This window comes from Pseudarthrobacter raffinosi, assembly GCF_023913735.1.
GTDB classification, from domain to species: domain Bacteria; phylum Actinomycetota; class Actinomycetes; order Actinomycetales; family Micrococcaceae; genus Arthrobacter; species Arthrobacter raffinosi.
This window is the reverse complement of sequence record NZ_JAMXBH010000004.1, coordinates 112,588-129,971: the sequence shown is the minus strand read 5'-3', so window position 1 is coordinate 129,971 and position 17,384 is coordinate 112,588. Positions and strand designations below refer to the sequence as shown.

Sequence of the window (17,384 nt, the reverse complement as noted above, 5' to 3'; positions counted from 1 at the left end):
GAGGCGCAGGCCGATGTCCCGGCCGGGTGCGCCCTGTTCGCTCCCCGCGTCATCGGGAATACCCGGCGCGGGGCCGTGTACACCGGGAATTGCGAGGCCTACCCTTGGGGTCATCAGCCGCTGACTGCCGCACACAGGAGGGTTCATGGCCCAGGCTATCTCCACCCGGTCCCTCACCAAAAAGTTCGTCCGGCGCGAGGTGCTCCACGGGGTGGATTTCAGCGTCGAAGCGGGCTCCGTGTTCGGCGTGATCGGCCCGAACGGCGCGGGCAAGACCACCACCATGCGCTGCCTGCTGGACATCATCCGCCCCACGTCCGGGGAGGTCCGCGTCCTGGGCAAGGACCCCCGTGCGGGCGGCCCGGAGCTCCGCCGGCGGATCGGTTACCTTCTCGGCGAGCTGTTCCTCGAGGGCCGGGTCACGGGCCGGACACTTCTGGCCCACTACCAGGCCGTCAGCGGTCCGGTGGCTCCGGGCAGGATCGATGGCCTTGCCGAACGGTTGGGGCTGGACCTGGACCGCCACACGCGCAAACTGTCCAAGGGCAACAAGCAGAAGCTCGGCCTGGTCCAGGCGTTTATGCACGATCCCGAGCTCCGGGTCCTTGACGAGCCAACCAGCGGGCTGGATCCGCTGGTCCAGCAGGAATTCCATGCGATGGTCCGCGAGGCGCAGCACCGCGGCCAGACCATCTTCCTCAGCTCCCACGTCCTCAGCGAGGTCCAGCAGACCGCTGACACCGTGGCGATCCTCCGGGACGGACGGATCATCGCCGTCGAGTCCGTGAGCGGGCTTCGGGAAGGTGCGGTGCGCCGGGTCCGGTTCACCGCGAACGGAATTACAGCGCACGACGCCGGCGCGCTGCTGGGTGCGGTGCCCGGCGTCGGGCACGTTGAGGTGCTGGAGTCCGGCGGCAGCATCACCCTTTCGGCCACCGTGGAGGGTGCCATCCAGCCGCTGGTCAGGGCCCTGGGCACCCTGGAACTGACGGATCTGGTGCTGGAGGAACCGGATCTTGAGGAGGCTGTGCTGAAGATGTATTCAAGTCCCGAAGACACGGTCCCTGCCGTATCCGGAGCTGCGGAGGCCGCGCGATGAGCACCACGCTGCCGCTGTTCCGGAGAGCTTTCTTTGACTCCTGGCGCTCCACCCTCGGGTGGGCCGCCGGGCTGGCCGCCGCCACGTTCCTCTACCTACCGCTGTACCCGTCCATCGGCGGGAGCGCGCAGATGCAGGACATGATCGATGCCCTCCCGGCCGAGATGACCAAGGAGCTGAACTACGACCAGATCGCCACCGGCCCTGGCTACACCCAGGCCACGCTGTACGGACTCCTCGGGTTCCTGCTGATGACCATCGCCTCCGTAGGGTGGGGTGCGGCCGCGGTGGGCGGGGATGAGGAATCCGGCCAGCTGGAGCTGACCCTCGCCCACGGGGTGACCCGCGTCCAGGTGGTGCTGGAGCGCGCGCTTTCCCTGTTCCTGCGCGTGGTGCTGCTCGCGGCCCTGGTCTTTGTTCTGGTCCGGCTGCTCAATGATTCGGCCCAGCTGGCCATCCGGCCCGAGAACCTCTTCGGCGCGTCAGTGCTGTTTGCCACGCTGGCACAGCTGAGCGGAACTGCCGCGCTCTGCGCCGGGGCCATGTCCGGCAGGCGGACGTACGTACTGGCCGCGGGCGCCGCCGTCGGCGTTCTTGGCTACGTCTTCAACGCAGTCGGCCGGCAGAGCGAGGACGTGGAGTGGCTGCTCAATCTGAGTCCCTACCACTGGGCTTATGGGAATTCCCCAGTGGCCAACGGTGCGGACTGGGCCGCGGCCGGGTGGCTCTGGGGAATTTCGGCAGCCCTGGTGGCCTTGGCCGCGTTCGCTGTGCAGGCGCGACGTCGGCACGTAGCTGTCCGGCCGCGCCGGCGCTCAGGCCCTGGTTTCCGGGGTGAGGCGGTCCCAAACGTGGGGAGCTTGCGTCCGGCTGCCGGGCAGGGCGTTGGTCTCCCGCCATTCATGGATCCACTCGGGCAGCACCAGGTCCGCCGGGGGCTGGCCGAACTCGCGCAGGATCTCCTCCTGGCTGACAGGCCTGCCCTTGTTGACCAGGCGGGTGGCGATGTAGGCACGCGCGTAAATCTGTCCGTCGGACACCATGCGCTGCTCAAAGTAGATGGCCTTGGCGTCCAGGCCGATGATCTTTGTTTCGATGGTGTACTGCTGCCACAGCTGCAGCGACTTCCGGAAGGCGATGGTCTCCCCCGCCGCCACAGGGCTCCAGCCGCGCCGGCGCATTGTCTTCCATACGCCGCTGCGGACCATCAGGTCGAAGCGGCCCAGGTCCATGAGGGAAAAGTACATGCCGTTGTTGACGTGCATGGCGATGTCGATGTCGGTGGGCAGGACGCGCAGCGGCAGGGACGACGGCTCCCAGATTGTCAGTGCGGAGCGGCGGGCGGACGTGAACAGCATCAGGAGGGTTCGCAGAAGCAGGTGCATCCTCCAATGTTACCCATCAGTAACTTGCTGGCAAGTCCCTAGGTCCGGCCCGCCACGTAGGATGTGGCGCATGACGCAACAACGCTACCGGGACCTCGCCGAGTGGCCGCTGATGGGGACGGCACTGGTTTTCCTGGCAGCGTATGCATGGCAGGTGATTGGCCGCGTCGACGGCAGCGGCGCGGAATGGCTTGAGACGGTGATGTGGCTGACGTGGGGTATTTTCGCAGTCGATTACGCCGCCAACCTGTGGCTGGCCACGGACCGCCGCCGCTGGTTCCTCTGGAACCTGCACGAACTCCTGATCGCGGCCCTTCCGTTCTTCCGGCCGCTGCGCCTGCTCCGGCTGGTCACGCTGCTTTCAGTGCTGCACAGGACCATCGGCGAGACCCTCAGGGGCCGGGTGGTCACGTACGTGGCGGGATCGGCGGCGCTCCTGGTATTTGTGGGCGCGCTGGCGGTACTCGACGTTGAACAGTCGGCCCCGGACGCCAAGATCCTGACGTTCGGCGACGCCCTCTGGTGGGCCATCACCACCATCTCCACGGTGGGTTACGGCGACATGTACCCCGTGACGCCGATCGGCCGGCTGGTGGCCTCGGCGCTGATGATGAGCGGCATTGCCGTGCTGGGTGTGGTCACCGCGTCCATCGCCTCCTGGCTTGTCCAGCGTGTAGAGGAGTCCACGGAAGCTGCCGCGGAGTCCGTGGAGGAACCCTTGCGGGCGGAGCTCGCCGGCCTGGCCACGGAGATCGCTGCGCTGCGGCGCGAAGTGGCCGAGCTCAAGGACCGCCCCACGTTGTAGGAATGTCCCGGTAGAAATGTCCAGCGGGGCGGGCGGCTGGACACCGAGTAGTCGCCGCCGCGGGGCCAAGTATTCGGCGGAAAAATTCAGGTAACGCCTACTCGTGCAGTGCCTGGCGCAGCTTCCTAGACTCGAAATTCCTAGGGCCAAACAAAGTTGCCGGCGCATCCTCCGAGCTGGGGTGGATGATGCCGCTTCATAGCGGGGCATCCGTATCTTCTGGGTATGCGGGCGCTCCCATCATGCGCGCTTTCCGTGCGCGGTTCCGTCATAGACCGGCACCGCGCAGCGCATCACTCCCCGATCCGTCCTGCATGTGGAACTCGCGGCACCACTGCCGCCCTGTTGCCGGGCCGACCTGCGATGGGCCACCCATGTTCCAGTTGACCGCACCTATTCCCGAACCACCCCGCCGAAATTTCGAAACCGACGTCCCGCGGGCCGATCTCCTGACACCGGGGCGCCGGCCGATCAGCAACAAGCTGTGGGCAGGCATGGCCACAGCCGCCGTGATTTCCGCCTTCGGAGTCGGCGCCCTGGCCGGCCCCGTCCCCACGGCAGAGATATCCGCGCCACCGGAGGCCATAACGACGGCGGCGGCGCCAGTTGTGCGCGTTGCCCGGCCTTTGGCCGCGGTGCCGTTGGATGCGCCCTATGTTGGGTCCGTTGAGTTTGGCAGTGCGGGAGCTGGCACTGCGCAGCCGGAGGTCGCGGAAGCTGCGGTGCCTGCGGAGCCTGCTGCGGCTCCCCCACCAGCAGCGCCCGAACCTGCTCCGGCACCCGCCGGGGACCCCCACCTCTACACGGTTGTCCCCGGCGATACCGTGGGTGGGATCGCCGGCCGGTACGGCGTTGACATGAACGCGATGCTGGCCGCCAACGGGCTGGGCCTTTACAGCATCATCGTCCCGGGCCAGACGCTGAAGCTGACGGGTCCCGCCGTCGAGGTTTCCGCTCCTACCCCGGCAGCGGCTGTTGCTGCTTCACCGGCCTACGTCCCCGCCCCGGCGCCGGTCCAGGCCGCGCCCGCTGTCCGCACCATCTATGTCGCGGGCGCTGGCGGACAGGCCATGGTGGACACGTGCATCGGGCCGATCCACTACACTCCCAACGACGGCTACTCGCTGTTCATCACGGAGCACGACTTCTGCGGCGGGTGGGCGCGCTTCTCCGGCATCGGCGTGGGCGAGACCGTCAGCATTCCGGGCTACGGGACGTACACGGCGACAGCCAGGGGCCAGGTCCCCAACCCGGGAACCACCAACGATGTCATCGCGGTATTCGGCGGGTTCCCCCGGGCCATCCTGCAGACCTGCATCCCCGGGACCAACCAGATGCTCCTGATCGCGCTCAACTAGGCTCCGGTCCCAGCCCAGTTCGCGGTCCAGCATTTCCGTAGCTTGTTCGCGGTTCCGAACCTTAAGGCAAGGAGCCGCGAACAAGGCCATGCGGGAATTTGTCTGACTACGCAGACATCGGGTGGCGTTCCGAAATGTGCTCCACCAGTTCGCCCACGCGCTCCTCGCTGTAGTTGCGCGCGATGTCGCCCTGGCTGATGATGCCGACCAACTTATGGTCGGCGATGACCGGGAGCCGCCGGATTTGGTGCCTTTCCATGATGTCGATGGCGGCATCAACATTGGCATCGGCGTCAACCCAGTGAGGGCTGCCTGTGGCGAGGTCGCGGGCCAGCATCTCGCGTGGATCGCGGCCGGCAGCAACGCACTTGAGCACGATGTCGCGGTCGGTGATCATGCCCTTCAACTTGCCGTCATCGCCGCAGATCGGCAGCGATCCGCAGTCCAGATCCATCATCATCCGGGCGGCATCTGCGAGGGACTGATGCTCCTTAATACACTGTGCATCCGTGGTCATAAATTCACGTACAACGCTCATTGGTTCTCCTTCATCGATTGATGTATCGACACAGGGCATCGGGGGCACGTGCGCCGATGTTGCCAGCCTACGCCGGGGCCAAGGCTGATGTCGACGACGGTTTCTCCCCTGTTTCCCGCCTGCCCGCCAAGGCTCCCCCTCGAGTGGTCAACTCCCCTGCACCCGCGCCAAAGAGTGCCGCTAGTTACGGATATTGGTTTCGATATATCGGGTGAGCCATTCTTGAAGCTGCGCAGTGTCCCAGCTGGGTGTGGCAACGAGGAGTACTTCGCGGTCTTCGCGGACGACGCCGGTGATCCCGTCCTCCTTCGCGAGGGTTCTGACCAGCCGGTCCACCTCCCGGGAGTACTCGTTGGCGATGTCCTCCCGCAAAGACACCTCAAGCTCCCGCCCGCAGAGTGCGTCTTCGCCTAGGTCCTCGACCTCGATAAGCGGTTCGTCCTCAACGACTGTTTCCTCGTCATTACCGTTCAGCTGCTTGATGGCGGCGGCGGCCATGCGAGCCAGCCTGTCATCATCTGAGGGGAGCCGCCCGCTGGCTTGTCCTCGGGCAAGGCCTGGAACCAGGTCAGCCAGTGGAACCTCCTGGTTGTCGTGCACGAGCACTGGGTGGTTCTGCCAGATGTAGGACTTGATCCGGTTGTAGCCGACCCGCCATTCCGCTCTGGGTGCTCCTTGCTCCACGACGCTGCACAGGTAGGAGATAACCCCATCGATGATGGCAATTGACTCTGGCGACAGGGTCGGCTCTATGCCAATGTCGTAGCGGAGCCACGACGGGCCGGTCGAGGTATCAGACTCAGCGGTTTCCGCCGTTCGCTCAGGTACTCGACTCGCACCTTCGCTGAGCACGCAACGACGATTCCGTCGCACGAGATATTGAAGTTGCAGGACGCGGTTTCCTTGCAGCGTTTCTCTCCAGGTCCGCAGCTTGCTGGCGGATTCCCTAAGGGACATTTGTTGCCGCAGCTGCAATTAGGAGCCAATGGGCTGAGGTTGCTCCCTTGCACAGCGCCCGCGAGAGCCGCGGTAAGAACGCTGTTCCCCTGAATGCTGCCGCCGCAGATCTGCGTTTGCGCTTCCTGACCCTTGGCAACCGCGTCTCCGGGTGGCGCCGACGACCCGGTTACTCCGACGGCTGCGAGGGCTGAGATAAGAGTTGCTCCCGATGCCAAGCGACGAACACTGTTTATGACTTGCTCACGATTTCCATAGGTCAGACGATAAGGGACCGGGACTCAGTGGGTCCGGTCCACGGGGCGGGTGAGCGTACTGGTATTTACGCCCGCAGCAGCGCGGATTGAAGCGGACTTTCGACGCCGATCGAGGGAGCAAGTCGGGTCAGCATCAAGCTGGAGGCGCCCGATTTCTGAGAAAATTGCCGGGCGAGGTCAAGAATTTTTGCCCACTTCACGACCGCACGCCTATCTTCGGGGAAATGCATTGATTCTGGCCGCAAAGAGCGCTACTGTCGGCCGCACGAGCCGGTAAGAGACGTCGGGCCAAAGGGGCGACATGATGCATCTGGCCAGTGGATTGCTCAATGGAAACCACCTTGACGCGCGTAAACCCCGACGCCGTCTGCTAACGAGTAAGCGTGCCACGAAGGGAGCCGATCGCTCTTCATCCGTTCCACGCACGTTCCGTCCGGACATAGAGGGTCTTCGCGCGATCGCAGTTCTACTGGTCGTGCTGGACCATGTAGGCGTGCCGGCGCTGCAAGGAGGCTACGTCGGTGTCGACGTCTTCTTCGTGGTCTCCGGCTTCCTCATCACCGGCCTCCTGCTCAAAGAAGCTGAACGGGGTAGGCGGATCTCCCTCTTGTGGTTCTATGCACGACGGGCTCGGCGAATCCTGCCTGCCGCGACTCTTGTCCTCGCCGTCACAGTAGTCTCATCCTTCGCTTTGATCGGCGGTACGAGTGCTGCTCGAACCGCCGAAGACGGGCAATGGGCCGCGCTTTTCGCCAGCAATTTTCGCGAAACCTCACAAGGGACGGACTACTGGGCCAGCGACCTTTCTCCATCCCCCTTACAGCACTATTGGTCACTGGCCATCGAAGAGCAGTTCTACCTGTTATGGCCAGCCTTAATGATGGCGGTCGCTGCGATCGGATGGAGAGTTCCGCTACGCACGCGACTGACGGTTCTCCTCGCTGTCACGATTGCAGTCTCCCTTACGTGGTCGGTGTACGCGACGACGGAGAACGCGAGTGCGGCCTACTTCTCTCCCTTGACGAGGACTTGGGAACTTGCGGCTGGCGCAATTCTTGCCGTGCTCACACCGACGATCATGCGGCTGCCGGTTTTTCTTGCTGCCGTTACGAGTGTGTCTGGACTCATCGCGATTGCGGCAGCAGCGCTCACGCTGGACGAGTACACCAGGTACCCAGGGTCCGCTGCTATTCTTCCGGTTGGCGGAACGGTTCTTGTGATAATCGGCGGGACAATCACACCGAAGCGAGGAGCCGAAGTGCTCCTGCAGTGTCGACCTCTGCAATGGCTTGGCAAGCTCTCTTATTCCCTGTACCTGTGGCACTGGCCCGTGCTGATCCTCCCCGCGGCATCGCTCGGGACCGAACTGGCGATGACCACCAAGTTTGCCTTTGTCGGTGTGGCGCTGGCCTTGTCTGTCGTTACCTTCAAGTATGTGGAATTGCCCGTACGGAACTCCAACTGGCTCAAGGCTTGCCGGCCGTCAGTCAGCGTGGCTTTCGGCGCCGCACTGGTGGCGCTATCACTTGGCCTCACGAGCAATCTGGTGTCGATCCTGCCCAAGCCTTCCCCCACAGACAAAGTAGGCGATTTTGCAGTTGCCCCTGGCAGTGACCTACCGACGGCTGACGAAGTGGCAAAGGCCGTGGCTGACAGCGTAAACGTCGCAGGGTGGCCGCCGGAGCCGCCTGTTGGGAGATTCCTCTTCAACCAACATGCCTGTATAAGGGGCCTTGATGCCCCAACAGGTAAAGTCACATGCAGTTATGGTGACGCCAGCGGCGGCGAGACAGTGGTGGTTTATGGCGACTCGCACGCTCAGATGTGGGAAAGTCCGCTCGGCGTGACAGCCACTGAACTTGGGCGGCGCTTCGAAGTCTTTTCGATGTTCTCGTGTCCGCCAGCCGACTTTTCGGTCTACAACGCGAAGCGCAAGGGTGATTATCCCGAGTGCAAGGCATTCCGTGCTGACTCGCTGGCGAAGATCGAGGCACTTCACCCGAGCGTCGTCCTCATCTCGGGTCAGCGCCAGGGTACTTGGCTTGAGAAGGATGGGCGCCCTGACAAAGAAAACACGGAGGCCGCCTGGGAGGAGGGTCTCGCCTCGACCATAAAGTCATTGAGCGCGATAAGTGATCGTGTGGTCGTGATCGGGGACATCGCGTACTCGGAAAAGGATCCCCAGGACTGCGTCACATCGAATGCCGACGACGTCCGTCGCTGCCACACTCCGCGGAGTTACGCGGTGGACACCGAACACAATGAGATGGAGAAGCGCGTCGCCGAGGCCGGTGGCGCGGAATACGTGGACGTTGTTCCGTGGTTGTGCGCGGAGGATGTCTGTCCCGCGGCTGTCGCGGGATATGCAACCCATAAGGATGCTCAGCACATCTCCACCAACTACGCCCTGTGGTTGCGTCGGTCTCTTGCTGAGGCGGCCGCCTTGCTTCCCTGACGCGGCGTCAGCAGCGTAGTGCGCGCCGCCGGTGACTCGGCTTTGTTATTAACAGGGCGGCGTCAGCATGCCCTCGACCCGTCGGCAGGAAGCCAGGGCCAGATGAACAGAGACCAGATGTTGGCCCCAGATACCGGTTCTTTCCCCAGCGGTGATGGCCTTAGGTGCAGCACAATACCAGGAGGGCGCACGGGCGGCACAGCTCGGCTGCCCGTTGCTGGAGACGATGGACTTCGGCCATCCATTCGGCCCCTCCGTTGCATGGCAGCGTGGCTCGGACCTGGGCGTTCATAAGGGCGCTGAACTCGGGCACGCTGGCCGCGGTGTCCTTGAATCGGCGGGGATTAGTCATGAGGGCCCCGATTGGGTTGTGGCGGGATTCCCGGGCGTGGATGGTGGGGTTGTAGGCGGACCAGTCCATCGGCAGTCCGGCGAGGGTTGCCGCTAAGGCGAAGGCGCCGTTGGGTAGGTAGAGTCCTTCGGTGTTCCGCTCGTAGACGTGCTTCCAGTAGTAGGTGGAGCGGTCGTCCTGGACGCCGCCACTGAGCACCGGCTGGGCGAACTGTTTGAGGTGGCCATCCTCTCCGGTATGCGCCGCGGTGAACTGTGCGGCCTCCGCTGGCAGGACGTAGACCTTGCCGCCCGCCGCCTGGTTGTCTGTGTGCAGCTTGTACAGGTAGGCAAGGAAGTAGTGGAGGGCACAATCAAAACGGATGCCGGACAGGACCGCCTGGTCGCACTGTCAGACCGGGCCGTCGCCGCTCTTCTGACGTGGCAGTTCCAGCAGGGGCAGGAACGCGAGGCATGAGGAGACGCCTATCAGGACTCGGGCCGCGTGTTCACGTACGAGGACGGCAGCCAGCTCCGCCCGGGCTACCCGTCCAAACTCTTCGAGCTGATGGTGGAGAAGCTGGGCCTCCCGCACATGCGCTTCCATGACCTCCGCCACCTCCACGCGTCTCTAATGCTGGCCTCGGGGCAGGACATGGCCATTGTGTCCAAGACCATGGGACACAGCAACAGCCAGATCACCCGCGACCTGTACGCGCACATGGTGGGAGACGCCGCCCACAACGCCGCGGAAGGTGCGTCCTCACTGCTGCCGATGTCAAAGAAAAGCCAAGGTGTGCTCACAAGTGTGATCACCGGGAAGTAAAAAAGACCCGCCCGCACCTCCGAAGAGATACGAACGGGTCTAAATTCCCCTAGAATCCGGGGCGGTGGCAGATGAGGGATTCGAACCCCCGTAGGCGTTGCCAGCTGATTTACAGTCAGCCCCCTTTGGCCGCTCGGGTAATCTGCCGAACTTCAAAAAGAAGATCACCCCCGGCTGCAGTGTTCAGAACGTCCGTTTCCGGGCCGTTCCGCTTCCAGTAACCGCGGGCAAGACAACTTTACAGAACTTCTGCCGAAGAATCGAATCGAGGCGGTAGACCCCTGAAAACGCCGCCAGAAGCCCCGCAATTCCGCGGAAAACCCGGGGACTTAGGCGTCGCCGAGAATCCGTCCGGCCAGCTTGGCCTCGAACTTCACGGCCTGTTCCTCGGTGATCTGGTTCAGCTGGACGGCCCGCAGCAAGTCCGCGTGCACACCGTCCATGCGGGACGAGGCGTCCGGCACCGGGCTGAACACGATGGAGGCAGCGATCGCTGCTGCGGCAACTGAGGTCGCGGCGGTGGCGACGGCGCCGGCGGCTGCGGCGGTGGATCGCGTGACATAACGGACGGCGTTGTGTTGCATGGCTTTCCCTTCGACCTACTTCCAACTCGTTCAACTCTGCGCTGTCCGGCTTCGTTCCCGCAGTGCGTCCGCTGTGAGGGAACTGTGAATGCGGAACAAGCCACGGCCGGGGCATCCGTATTAGGCTGGAATGCAGAGATCCACGCCCTGCAGAGCCAATGTCAGGGCAACCACCGGCACAAGGAGAATCATGGCAGGCGAGTCAACGTTCGACGTCGTAAGCAAAGTGGACAAGCAGGAAGTGGCCAACGCGCTGAACCAGGCCCAGAAGGAACTGGTCCAGCGCTACGACTTCAAGGGCGTCGGCGCCGAGGTCGAATTCAGCGGCGAGAAGATCCTGATGAAGGCGAACTCGGAGGAACGCGTCCTGGCCGTGCTGGACGTCCTCCAGTCCAAGCTGATCCGCCGCGGCATCTCCCTGAAGTCCCTGGACACCGGCGAGCCTTACCCCTCCGGCAAGGAATTCCGCCTCGAAGCCTCCATCAAGGAAGGCATCGAGCAGGACCTGGCCAAGAAGATCAACAAGCTGATCCGCGATGAGGGCCCCAAGGGCGTTAAATCCCAGATCCAGGGCGACGAACTCCGCGTCTCGTCCAAGTCCCGCGATGACCTGCAGTCCGTCATGGCGCTGCTGAAGGACTTTGACGAGGCGGACCTGCAGTTCGTCAACTTCCGCAGCTAGCGGACCAAGCCCTCGTTTTCGAGGCGCAAAAATTCTGCCGCTGACAAAAGACGCCGGCGCTACCGGAATACGGGCAGCGCCGGCGTTTTTGCGTGTCCCGGGTGAAAGTACGACGGCGGCGCCCGGGTCGATCAGTCAGCCTCAGTTCAGCGGCCGGCCGGCAATCCGTTCCAGCCGGGCGATCCGCTCCTTCATCGGCGGGTGGGTGGCGAACAGCTTAGTCATCGCCCCGCCGCGGAACGGGTTGGCGATCATCAGGTGCGAGGTGTTGACCAGCTTCTGCTCCTGCGGCAGCGGCGCGATCCGCACCCCCTGCTCAATCTTGCGCAGGGCTGAGGCGAGCGCCAGCGGATCGCCAGTGAGCTGCGAACCGTCCTCGTCGGCGTCGTACTCGCGGGTCCGGGAGATGGCCAGCTGGATGAGCGAGGCGGCAAACGGTGCCAAAAGGGCCATCGCCAGCATGGCCAGCGGGTTGGAGTTGCGCCGGTCGCCGCCGAAGAACAGCAGCATCTGGCCCACGGATGTGATGACCCCGGCCACCGCGGCTGCCACCGAGGACGTGAGGATGTCCCGGTTGTACACGTGCATCAGCTCGTGCCCCAGGACCCCGCGCAGCTCGCGGGTATCCAGCAGCTGCAGGATCCCTTCGGTGCAGCACACGGCGGCGTTTTTGGGATTCCGGCCGGTGGCGAACGCGTTCGGGTTCATGGTGGGTGAGAGGTAGATGCGGGGCATCGGCTGGTTGGCCCGGACGGAGAGCTCCCGGACAATCTGGTAGAGCTGTGGCGCCTGGGCCTCCGTGACGGGGTAGGCCTGCATGGAGCGGATGGCAATTTTGTCGCTGTTCCAGTAGCCGTAGGCGGTGGTGGCCACGCCGATCAGGGCCATGATCCAGATGGGCGCTGAACTGCGGGTATTGATCCCGATCAGTCCGCCCAGGCCCAGGAGCACCGCCCACAGGACGCCAAAGAGCGCCGCAGTTTTCAGGCCGTTGTAATGCTTGTGCACGTCCACTCCTCCACGTCGCCCTGACAAAGTTGACCCAACAGGTTGCCCCGCCAAGTTGCCCCAACAAGGCATGGCCCTATGGCATCGGGTCGCGGGCATCGTACTGCCGGAAGCCCGGCTGCAGCTGTGCCGCCAGCCAGGCCACCGCGATGCACAAAACCCCGCCCAGAAGCAGGACCCAGCCCTCACTGAGAATCTTAGTCCCGCCGCCTGCCAGCAGGTCACCCACGCGCGGCCCACCGACCACCACCACAATGAAGACCCCCTGGAGCCGTCCGCGCAGGTGGTCCGGCGCAGCGGCCTGCAGGATGGTGTTGCGGAAGACTGCACTGATGGAGTCTGCGATTCCGGCCAGTGCGCAGCACAAAGCCGCCGGGACCAGCCAAACTGTGGCCCCGCCGTCGTCCGTCCGTCCTGCCAGGAGCACCACCACACCGAAGCCGGCAATCGAGGCACCCCAGCCCATCACTGACCACACCACGGCACTCCCCTGCCACCGGATCTGGCCGAGCGGCCCCGAAAACAGGCCGGCCAGGAACGCGCCCACCGCGCTGGAGGCCAGCAGGATGCCCACCGTGGTTTCGCCGCCGCCGATCATGAGCGCACCGATGGCGGGCATCAGCGCGCGCGGCTGGGCCAGGATCATGGCCACGAGGTCGATGATGAAGGTCATCCGCAGGTTGGGCCGGGTGCCCAGGAACCGGAACCCCTCGATGACAGACCGGATCCCGGCCCGCCCGGCGCTTCCCGAGGGCGGCATGGACGGGAGCCTGAAGACCGCCCAGAGCACAAAAGCGAAGCTGATGAAGTCGATGGTGTACGTCCAGCCAAAGCCCACCCACGCCACCAGCACCCCCGCCAGCAGGGGTCCCACCGTCAACGCCAGCCCGAACGACATCATGCTGAGCGCGTTGGCCGCGGGAAGCAGTTCCTTGCGAATGAGCGTGGGGATGATGGCACTGCGGGCCGGCTGGTTGATGGCCTGGGCACCGCTTTGCAGCGCCACCAGGAGGTAGAGAATCCAGACGTTTCCCAGCTGCAGCCAGGACTGCAGCGCGATCAGGCCGGTAGTCAGCCACAGGACGGACGTTGCCAGGAGCGCCACCGTGCGGCGGTTGTGGGAGTCGGCGATGGAGCCGCCCAGCAGGCCGCCGAACACCAGCGGCACCAGCGCAAACACACCCAGCAGTCCCACATAGAAACTGTCCTGCGTGAGCCGGTACACCTCCAGGCTCACGGCCACCAGCGTGAGCTGGCTCCCCACGGCCGAGACGGCGGAACCCAGCCAGAGCCGGCGGAAGGCCGGGCTCTCCCGGAGCGGTGTGATATCGGCCAGCAGTTTCCCCACCCTGCAACCCTAATAGCGCATCAGTGTCCTGTTCTGTCACACGCTTGGTATCCTCAGGCGGGGGAAAGGAGTCGGCATATGCATGTTTCCAGGCGGCTGCTTTTTGCCTCGCCTTGCTGGGAGGTTGCCCGGCCCCGCACCGCCCTGAACGCCGGCCATCTCCTGATCAGGCTCACGAATCCGGCCATGGCGTTCGATCTCCGCTCCGCCACCGACTGGCTGCACTGCCACAACACTGCCCGGCAGGCCCTCGCCGAAGTGCTGGGGGCCGGCCGCTGCACCGTTATGTTTGCGCACCAGTGGCACCCCATCGGAGCGGCCATCGGCGAACCGGAAGCGGAATCCTCCACGCCCACGTTCCACGTCTTCGGGCGCTGGGACGCCGAGCCGGTCACGCCCGGCGAACAGCTGCGCCTGCCCGTTCAGCGCCGCGTGCCGGCCGCAGCGGAAGAACTTGGCGAGTACGACGGCGGCCTCCGCGCCGCCCTGCGCCGGCTGGCTGATGCGCGCCCGGCGGAGCCCGTCCCGCCGGCGGACGGCACGCTCCCGGAACTCACCGCCAGGACCCCGAAATTCAAGGCCGGCGCGCACCACACGGTGCTCGCACCGGCGTTGCCGCCGGCGCCGGGCGGTCCCGGCCTGACACCCGGCCACCTGCTGGCGCTGGCCGCCGTCGTCGAGGGCCTGGCAACCCGCCCCGGCGTGACCGGGCTGAGCTGCGTGGTGCCGGAACCCGGACCCGGCGGCCTGGAAGTCCATGCCATGGGCCGCTCGGGAGGAGAATCCCGCAACCCCATGCAGGAATTCCTGGACCTGCCGAAGGTAAGCCAAGCCTTATTGTGATCGACTCATAATAAGTGCTTCAATAGAAACATGACGGAACACTTTGGCGGCCACGATGCATGGGCTGCCGCCCTGCGTGCCCACGGCCGCCGGGTGACCAAACAGCGGCTCGCCGTGCTGACCGCCGTCGAACATCATCCGCACTCCCCCGCGGAGAGCATCCTGGCCGCCGCGCGCACCGAACTTCCGGAGCTGACCGCGCAATCGGTATACGTGGTCCTCGGCGACCTGACCGACCTGCACATGCTGCGCCGCTTCGAGCCGCCGCATTCCCCGGCCCTGTATGAGACCCGCGTCGGTGACAACCACCACCACGCCATCTGCATCAGCTGCGGCCGCGTGGAGGACGTCGAATGCGCCGTCGGGCACGCACCCTGCCTCACCCCGCACTGGGATGAGAACTCCAAGCCGATGACCATCCAGATTGCCGACGTGATGTACCAGGGCATCTGCCAGGACTGCCAAGAGTCCCAAAAACTTCCTTCTGAACGTCCCAAGTAATCGAGAAATAGGAGAAAAATGACTGCGAACATCTCTACAACCCAGTCCGGTGCGCCCGTCACTTCCGACGCGCACGCACAGTCCGTCGGTGCCGACGGCGCCATTATCCTCACGGACCACTACCTGATCGAAAAGCTCGCCCAGTTCAACCGCGAGCGGGTGCCGGAGCGCGTAGTGCACGCCAAGGGCGGCGGCGCGTTCGGTACGTTCAAGGCCACTTCGGACATCTCCAAGTACACCAAGGCCGCGTTCCTGCAGCCGGGCGTTGAGACCGAGATGCTGATCCGTTTCTCCTCGGTTGCCGGCGAGGCCGGCTCCCCGGACACCTGGCGCGATCCCCGCGGTTTCGCCGTCAAGTTCTACACCTCCGAGGGCAACTACGACCTCGTGGGCAACAACACCCCCGTCTTCTTCATCCGCGACGGCATCAAGTTCCCGGACTTCATCCACTCCCAGAAGCGCCTCCCGGGCACGCACCTGCGCGATGCGGACATGCAGTGGGACTTCTGGACCCTGTCCCCGGAATCCGCACACCAGGTGACCTGGCTTATGGGCGACCGCGGCCTGCCGGCCTCCTGGCGTGAAATGCAGGGCTACGGCTCGCACACCTACCAGTGGATCAATGCCGAGGGCGAGCGCTTCTGGGTCAAGTACCACTTCAAGTCCAACCAGGGCGTCAAGACCATCTCCGGCGACCAGGCCGAAGAGCTGGCTGGCTCGGACGCGGACTTCTACATCCGCGACCTGCAGGACAACATCGCCGAGGGCAACTTCCCGTCCTGGGAACTGCACGTCCAGGTCATGCCGTACGAAGACGCCAAGGGCTACCGCTTCAACCCGTTCGACCTCACCAAGGTGTGGCCGCACTCGGACTACCCGCTGATCCACGTGGGCACCATGGAGCTGAACAAGAACCCGGAGAACTACTTCGCGCAGATCGAGCAGGCCACCTTCGCGCCGTCGAACTTCGTGCCGGGCATCGCCGCCTCCCCGGACAAGATGCTGCAGGCCCGTATCTTCTCCTACGCCGACGCACACCGCTACCGCGTGGGCACCAACCACGCGCAGATCCCGGTGAACCAGCCGAAGAACCAGGTCAACAACTACAGCCAGGACGGCGCCGGGCGTTACCATTTCAACGCCCCGTCCGTACCGGTTTACGCGCCGAACTCCTTCAACGGCCCGGCTGCCGTTGAGCCGGCTTCCCCGGCCGGCGGCTGGGAGAACGACGGTGAGCTCACGCTCTCCGCACACTCCCTGCACGCCGAGGACGGCGACTTCGGCCAGGCCGGCACCCTGTACCGCGAGGTGTTCGACGACGGCGCCAAGGCCCGTCTGCTGGACACCATCAGCGGTGCGGTGGGCGGCGTGAAGAACGCCGAGATCAAGGAACGCGCCATCCAGTACTGGACCAACGTGGACGCCGAACTCGGCGCCAAGCTGCGCGCCAACCTGGGTGCGGGCTCCACTGATTCCGACGCCGAGGCTGCCAACAAGATCGGCTAGTTTCTCTGCCCCCTGTGGTGCAACGTCCGCCCCGTCACGGTTTTGCGTGGCGGGGCGGTCTCGTTTCCACACAGCTCTTGTTTCCACACAGCTCTTGTTTCCACACAGCTCTTGTTTCCACATAGGAGCCTGCCGCAATGGCCGGGCTGCCCGGTGGTCCCTAGGATCACTGCATGAGTACATTCCAGGGCATCCCTGCAGGGGCATTCGCGTTCTATGCCGAACTTGAGCACAACAACAACCGGGAGTGGTGGCTGGAGCACAAGGACAGCTACAACACCCTGGTGCGGGATCCGGTCACGGCCCTGCTGGCCGAACTGGAGCCGCGGTTTGGGCCGGGCAAGATCTTCCGGCCCAACCGGGACATCAGGTTCTCCCAGGACAAATCGCCCTACAAGACTGCCCAGGGAGCGTTCGCGTCGTCCCAGGAAGGCGTGGGCTATTACGTCCAGGTGAGCGCCGACGGGCTCCTGGTGGGCGGCGGCTGCCACACCAGTACGCCGGCCCAGCTGGCCCGCTTACGAAACTCCGTGGATGCGTCCGGCACCGGCGAATCGCTGCGGCACATCGTGGAGACCGTGGCTGCCGCGGGCTTTGCCGTGGAGGGCGAAAAACTCAAGACCGTGCCGCGCGGTTTCGACAAGGACCATCCCCGGGCGGAGCTGCTGAAGCACAAGTCGCTGTCCGCCGGCATCGAACTGGGCCAGCCGGAGTGGCTGGATTCGCCGGCGGCGGTGCAGGAAATCGAGGCGCTGTGGGACAAGCTGCGGCCCTTGGTGGACTGGGTGGGCCGGCATGCGGCCCCGTGACGCCGTACTTCCTGTAGATGGGATAGCTCCCCATACGACGGGGGCACGGCCAGCAAGTCCGAGATGTAGCCTGCCACAAAAGCGTCGCCGGCC

At 64.7% G+C, this 17,384-nt stretch carries 17 protein-coding genes, 1 tRNA gene and 1 pseudogene; 10 read left to right on the top strand and 9 right to left on the bottom strand.

Annotated elements, in window-relative coordinates; all coding sequences use genetic code 11:
• The first annotated feature begins 145 nt into the window (after positions 1–145).
• Positions 146–1,099 carry an ABC transporter ATP-binding protein gene (locus NG698_RS05080; protein ID WP_252608456.1) on the top strand — a complete coding sequence of 318 codons (954 nt, stop codon included), beginning with the start codon at positions 146–148 and terminating at the stop codon, positions 1,097–1,099.
• An 815-nt stretch (positions 1,100–1,914) separates the two neighbouring features.
• Here NG698_RS05080 and NG698_RS05070 read toward each other — a convergent pair.
• Positions 1,915–2,484 carry an acyl-CoA thioesterase gene (locus NG698_RS05070; protein WP_252608647.1) on the bottom strand — a complete coding sequence of 190 codons (570 nt, stop codon included), beginning with the start codon at positions 2,482–2,484 and terminating at the stop codon, positions 1,915–1,917.
• 70 nt (positions 2,485–2,554) lie between these two features.
• Here NG698_RS05070 and NG698_RS05065 point away from each other — a divergent pair, with 70 nt between their 5' ends.
• Together NG698_RS05065 and NG698_RS05060 are read left to right on the top strand one after the other, a co-directional pair.
• Positions 2,555–3,289: a potassium channel family protein gene (locus tag NG698_RS05065; RefSeq protein ID WP_252608454.1), complete on the top strand. Its 735-nt coding sequence runs from the start codon at positions 2,555–2,557 to the stop codon at positions 3,287–3,289.
• Positions 3,290–3,663: 374 nt separating this feature from the next.
• A complete protein-coding gene (locus NG698_RS05060; RefSeq protein ID WP_252608452.1) occupies positions 3,664–4,647 on the top strand; it encodes a LysM peptidoglycan-binding domain-containing protein in 984 nt (327 codons plus the stop codon).
• A 106-nt stretch (positions 4,648–4,753) separates the two neighbouring features.
• Here NG698_RS05060 and NG698_RS05055 read toward each other — a convergent pair whose 3' ends face one another.
• The 3 genes from NG698_RS05055 to NG698_RS21630 form a co-directional block, all read right to left on the bottom strand.
• Positions 4,754–5,185, bottom strand: a complete 432-nt coding sequence (locus NG698_RS05055; protein ID WP_252598489.1) for a CBS domain-containing protein — start codon at positions 5,183–5,185, stop codon at positions 4,754–4,756.
• Positions 5,186–5,365: 180 nt separating this feature from the next.
• Positions 5,366–6,037, bottom strand: coding sequence for a hypothetical protein (locus NG698_RS05050; RefSeq protein ID WP_252598490.1), 672 nt, complete (start codon positions 6,035–6,037; stop codon positions 5,366–5,368).
• Between the two features lie 427 nt (positions 6,038–6,464).
• Positions 6,465–6,599, bottom strand: coding sequence for a hypothetical protein (locus tag NG698_RS21630; protein WP_256470806.1), 135 nt, complete (start codon positions 6,597–6,599; stop codon positions 6,465–6,467).
• Between the two features lie 101 nt (positions 6,600–6,700).
• Here NG698_RS21630 and NG698_RS05045 point away from each other — a divergent pair, with 101 nt between their 5' ends.
• The gene (locus NG698_RS05045) at positions 6,701–8,854 is read left to right on the top strand and encodes an acyltransferase family protein (RefSeq protein ID WP_252608450.1); all 2,154 of its coding nucleotides are present in this window, start codon (positions 6,701–6,703) and stop codon (positions 8,852–8,854) included.
• 160 nt (positions 8,855–9,014) lie between these two features.
• Here NG698_RS05045 and NG698_RS05040 read toward each other — a convergent pair whose 3' ends face one another.
• Entirely contained in the window at positions 9,015–9,404 is a 390-nt protein-coding gene (locus tag NG698_RS05040) for a hypothetical protein (protein WP_252598492.1), read from the bottom strand.
• A 39-nt stretch (positions 9,405–9,443) separates the two neighbouring features.
• On the opposite strand from NG698_RS05040, the pseudogene NG698_RS05035 reads away from it, so the two are divergent.
• Positions 9,444–10,010: pseudogene (locus tag NG698_RS05035) on the top strand (site-specific integrase).
• Positions 10,011–10,075: 65 nt separating this feature from the next.
• Here NG698_RS05035 and NG698_RS05030 read toward each other — a convergent pair.
• Positions 10,076–10,157, bottom strand: a tRNA-Tyr gene (locus tag NG698_RS05030).
• Positions 10,158–10,339: 182 nt separating this feature from the next.
• Positions 10,340–10,594, bottom strand: coding sequence for a hypothetical protein (locus NG698_RS05025; RefSeq protein WP_252598493.1), 255 nt, complete (start codon positions 10,592–10,594; stop codon positions 10,340–10,342).
• Positions 10,595–10,784: 190 nt separating this feature from the next.
• On the opposite strand from NG698_RS05025, the gene NG698_RS05020 reads away from it, so the two are divergent.
• Complete coding sequence (locus NG698_RS05020; RefSeq protein WP_104061835.1) at positions 10,785–11,276, top strand: YajQ family cyclic di-GMP-binding protein; 492 nt, start codon at positions 10,785–10,787, stop codon at positions 11,274–11,276.
• Between the two features lie 141 nt (positions 11,277–11,417).
• On the opposite strand, the gene htpX is transcribed toward NG698_RS05020, so the two are convergent.
• Together htpX and NG698_RS05010 are read right to left on the bottom strand one after the other, a co-directional pair.
• Positions 11,418–12,284 carry a zinc metalloprotease HtpX gene (htpX, locus tag NG698_RS05015; RefSeq protein ID WP_104061934.1) on the bottom strand — a complete coding sequence of 289 codons (867 nt, stop codon included), beginning with the start codon at positions 12,282–12,284 and terminating at the stop codon, positions 11,418–11,420.
• A gap of 76 nt (positions 12,285–12,360) precedes the next feature.
• Positions 12,361–13,632 carry an MFS transporter gene (locus tag NG698_RS05010; RefSeq protein ID WP_252608448.1) on the bottom strand — a complete coding sequence of 424 codons (1,272 nt, stop codon included), beginning with the start codon at positions 13,630–13,632 and terminating at the stop codon, positions 12,361–12,363.
• Between the two features lie 78 nt (positions 13,633–13,710).
• Between NG698_RS05010 and NG698_RS05005 the strand changes: the two genes are divergently transcribed.
• From NG698_RS05005 to NG698_RS04990, 4 genes are all read left to right on the top strand, one after another.
• Positions 13,711–14,475: a hypothetical protein gene (locus tag NG698_RS05005; RefSeq protein WP_252608446.1), complete on the top strand. Its 765-nt coding sequence runs from the start codon at positions 13,711–13,713 to the stop codon at positions 14,473–14,475.
• 30 nt (positions 14,476–14,505) lie between these two features.
• Positions 14,506–14,976 carry a Fur family transcriptional regulator gene (locus NG698_RS05000; RefSeq protein WP_252598495.1) on the top strand — a complete coding sequence of 157 codons (471 nt, stop codon included), beginning with the start codon at positions 14,506–14,508 and terminating at the stop codon, positions 14,974–14,976.
• 18 nt (positions 14,977–14,994) lie between these two features.
• Positions 14,995–16,482 (top strand): catalase, encoded by a 1,488-nt coding sequence (locus tag NG698_RS04995; protein WP_252608444.1) that lies wholly within the window; start codon positions 14,995–14,997, stop codon positions 16,480–16,482.
• Positions 16,483–16,655: 173 nt separating this feature from the next.
• Positions 16,656–17,291 carry a DUF2461 domain-containing protein gene (locus NG698_RS04990; protein ID WP_252608443.1) on the top strand — a complete coding sequence of 212 codons (636 nt, stop codon included), beginning with the start codon at positions 16,656–16,658 and terminating at the stop codon, positions 17,289–17,291.
• Positions 17,292–17,384 lie beyond the last annotated feature (93 nt).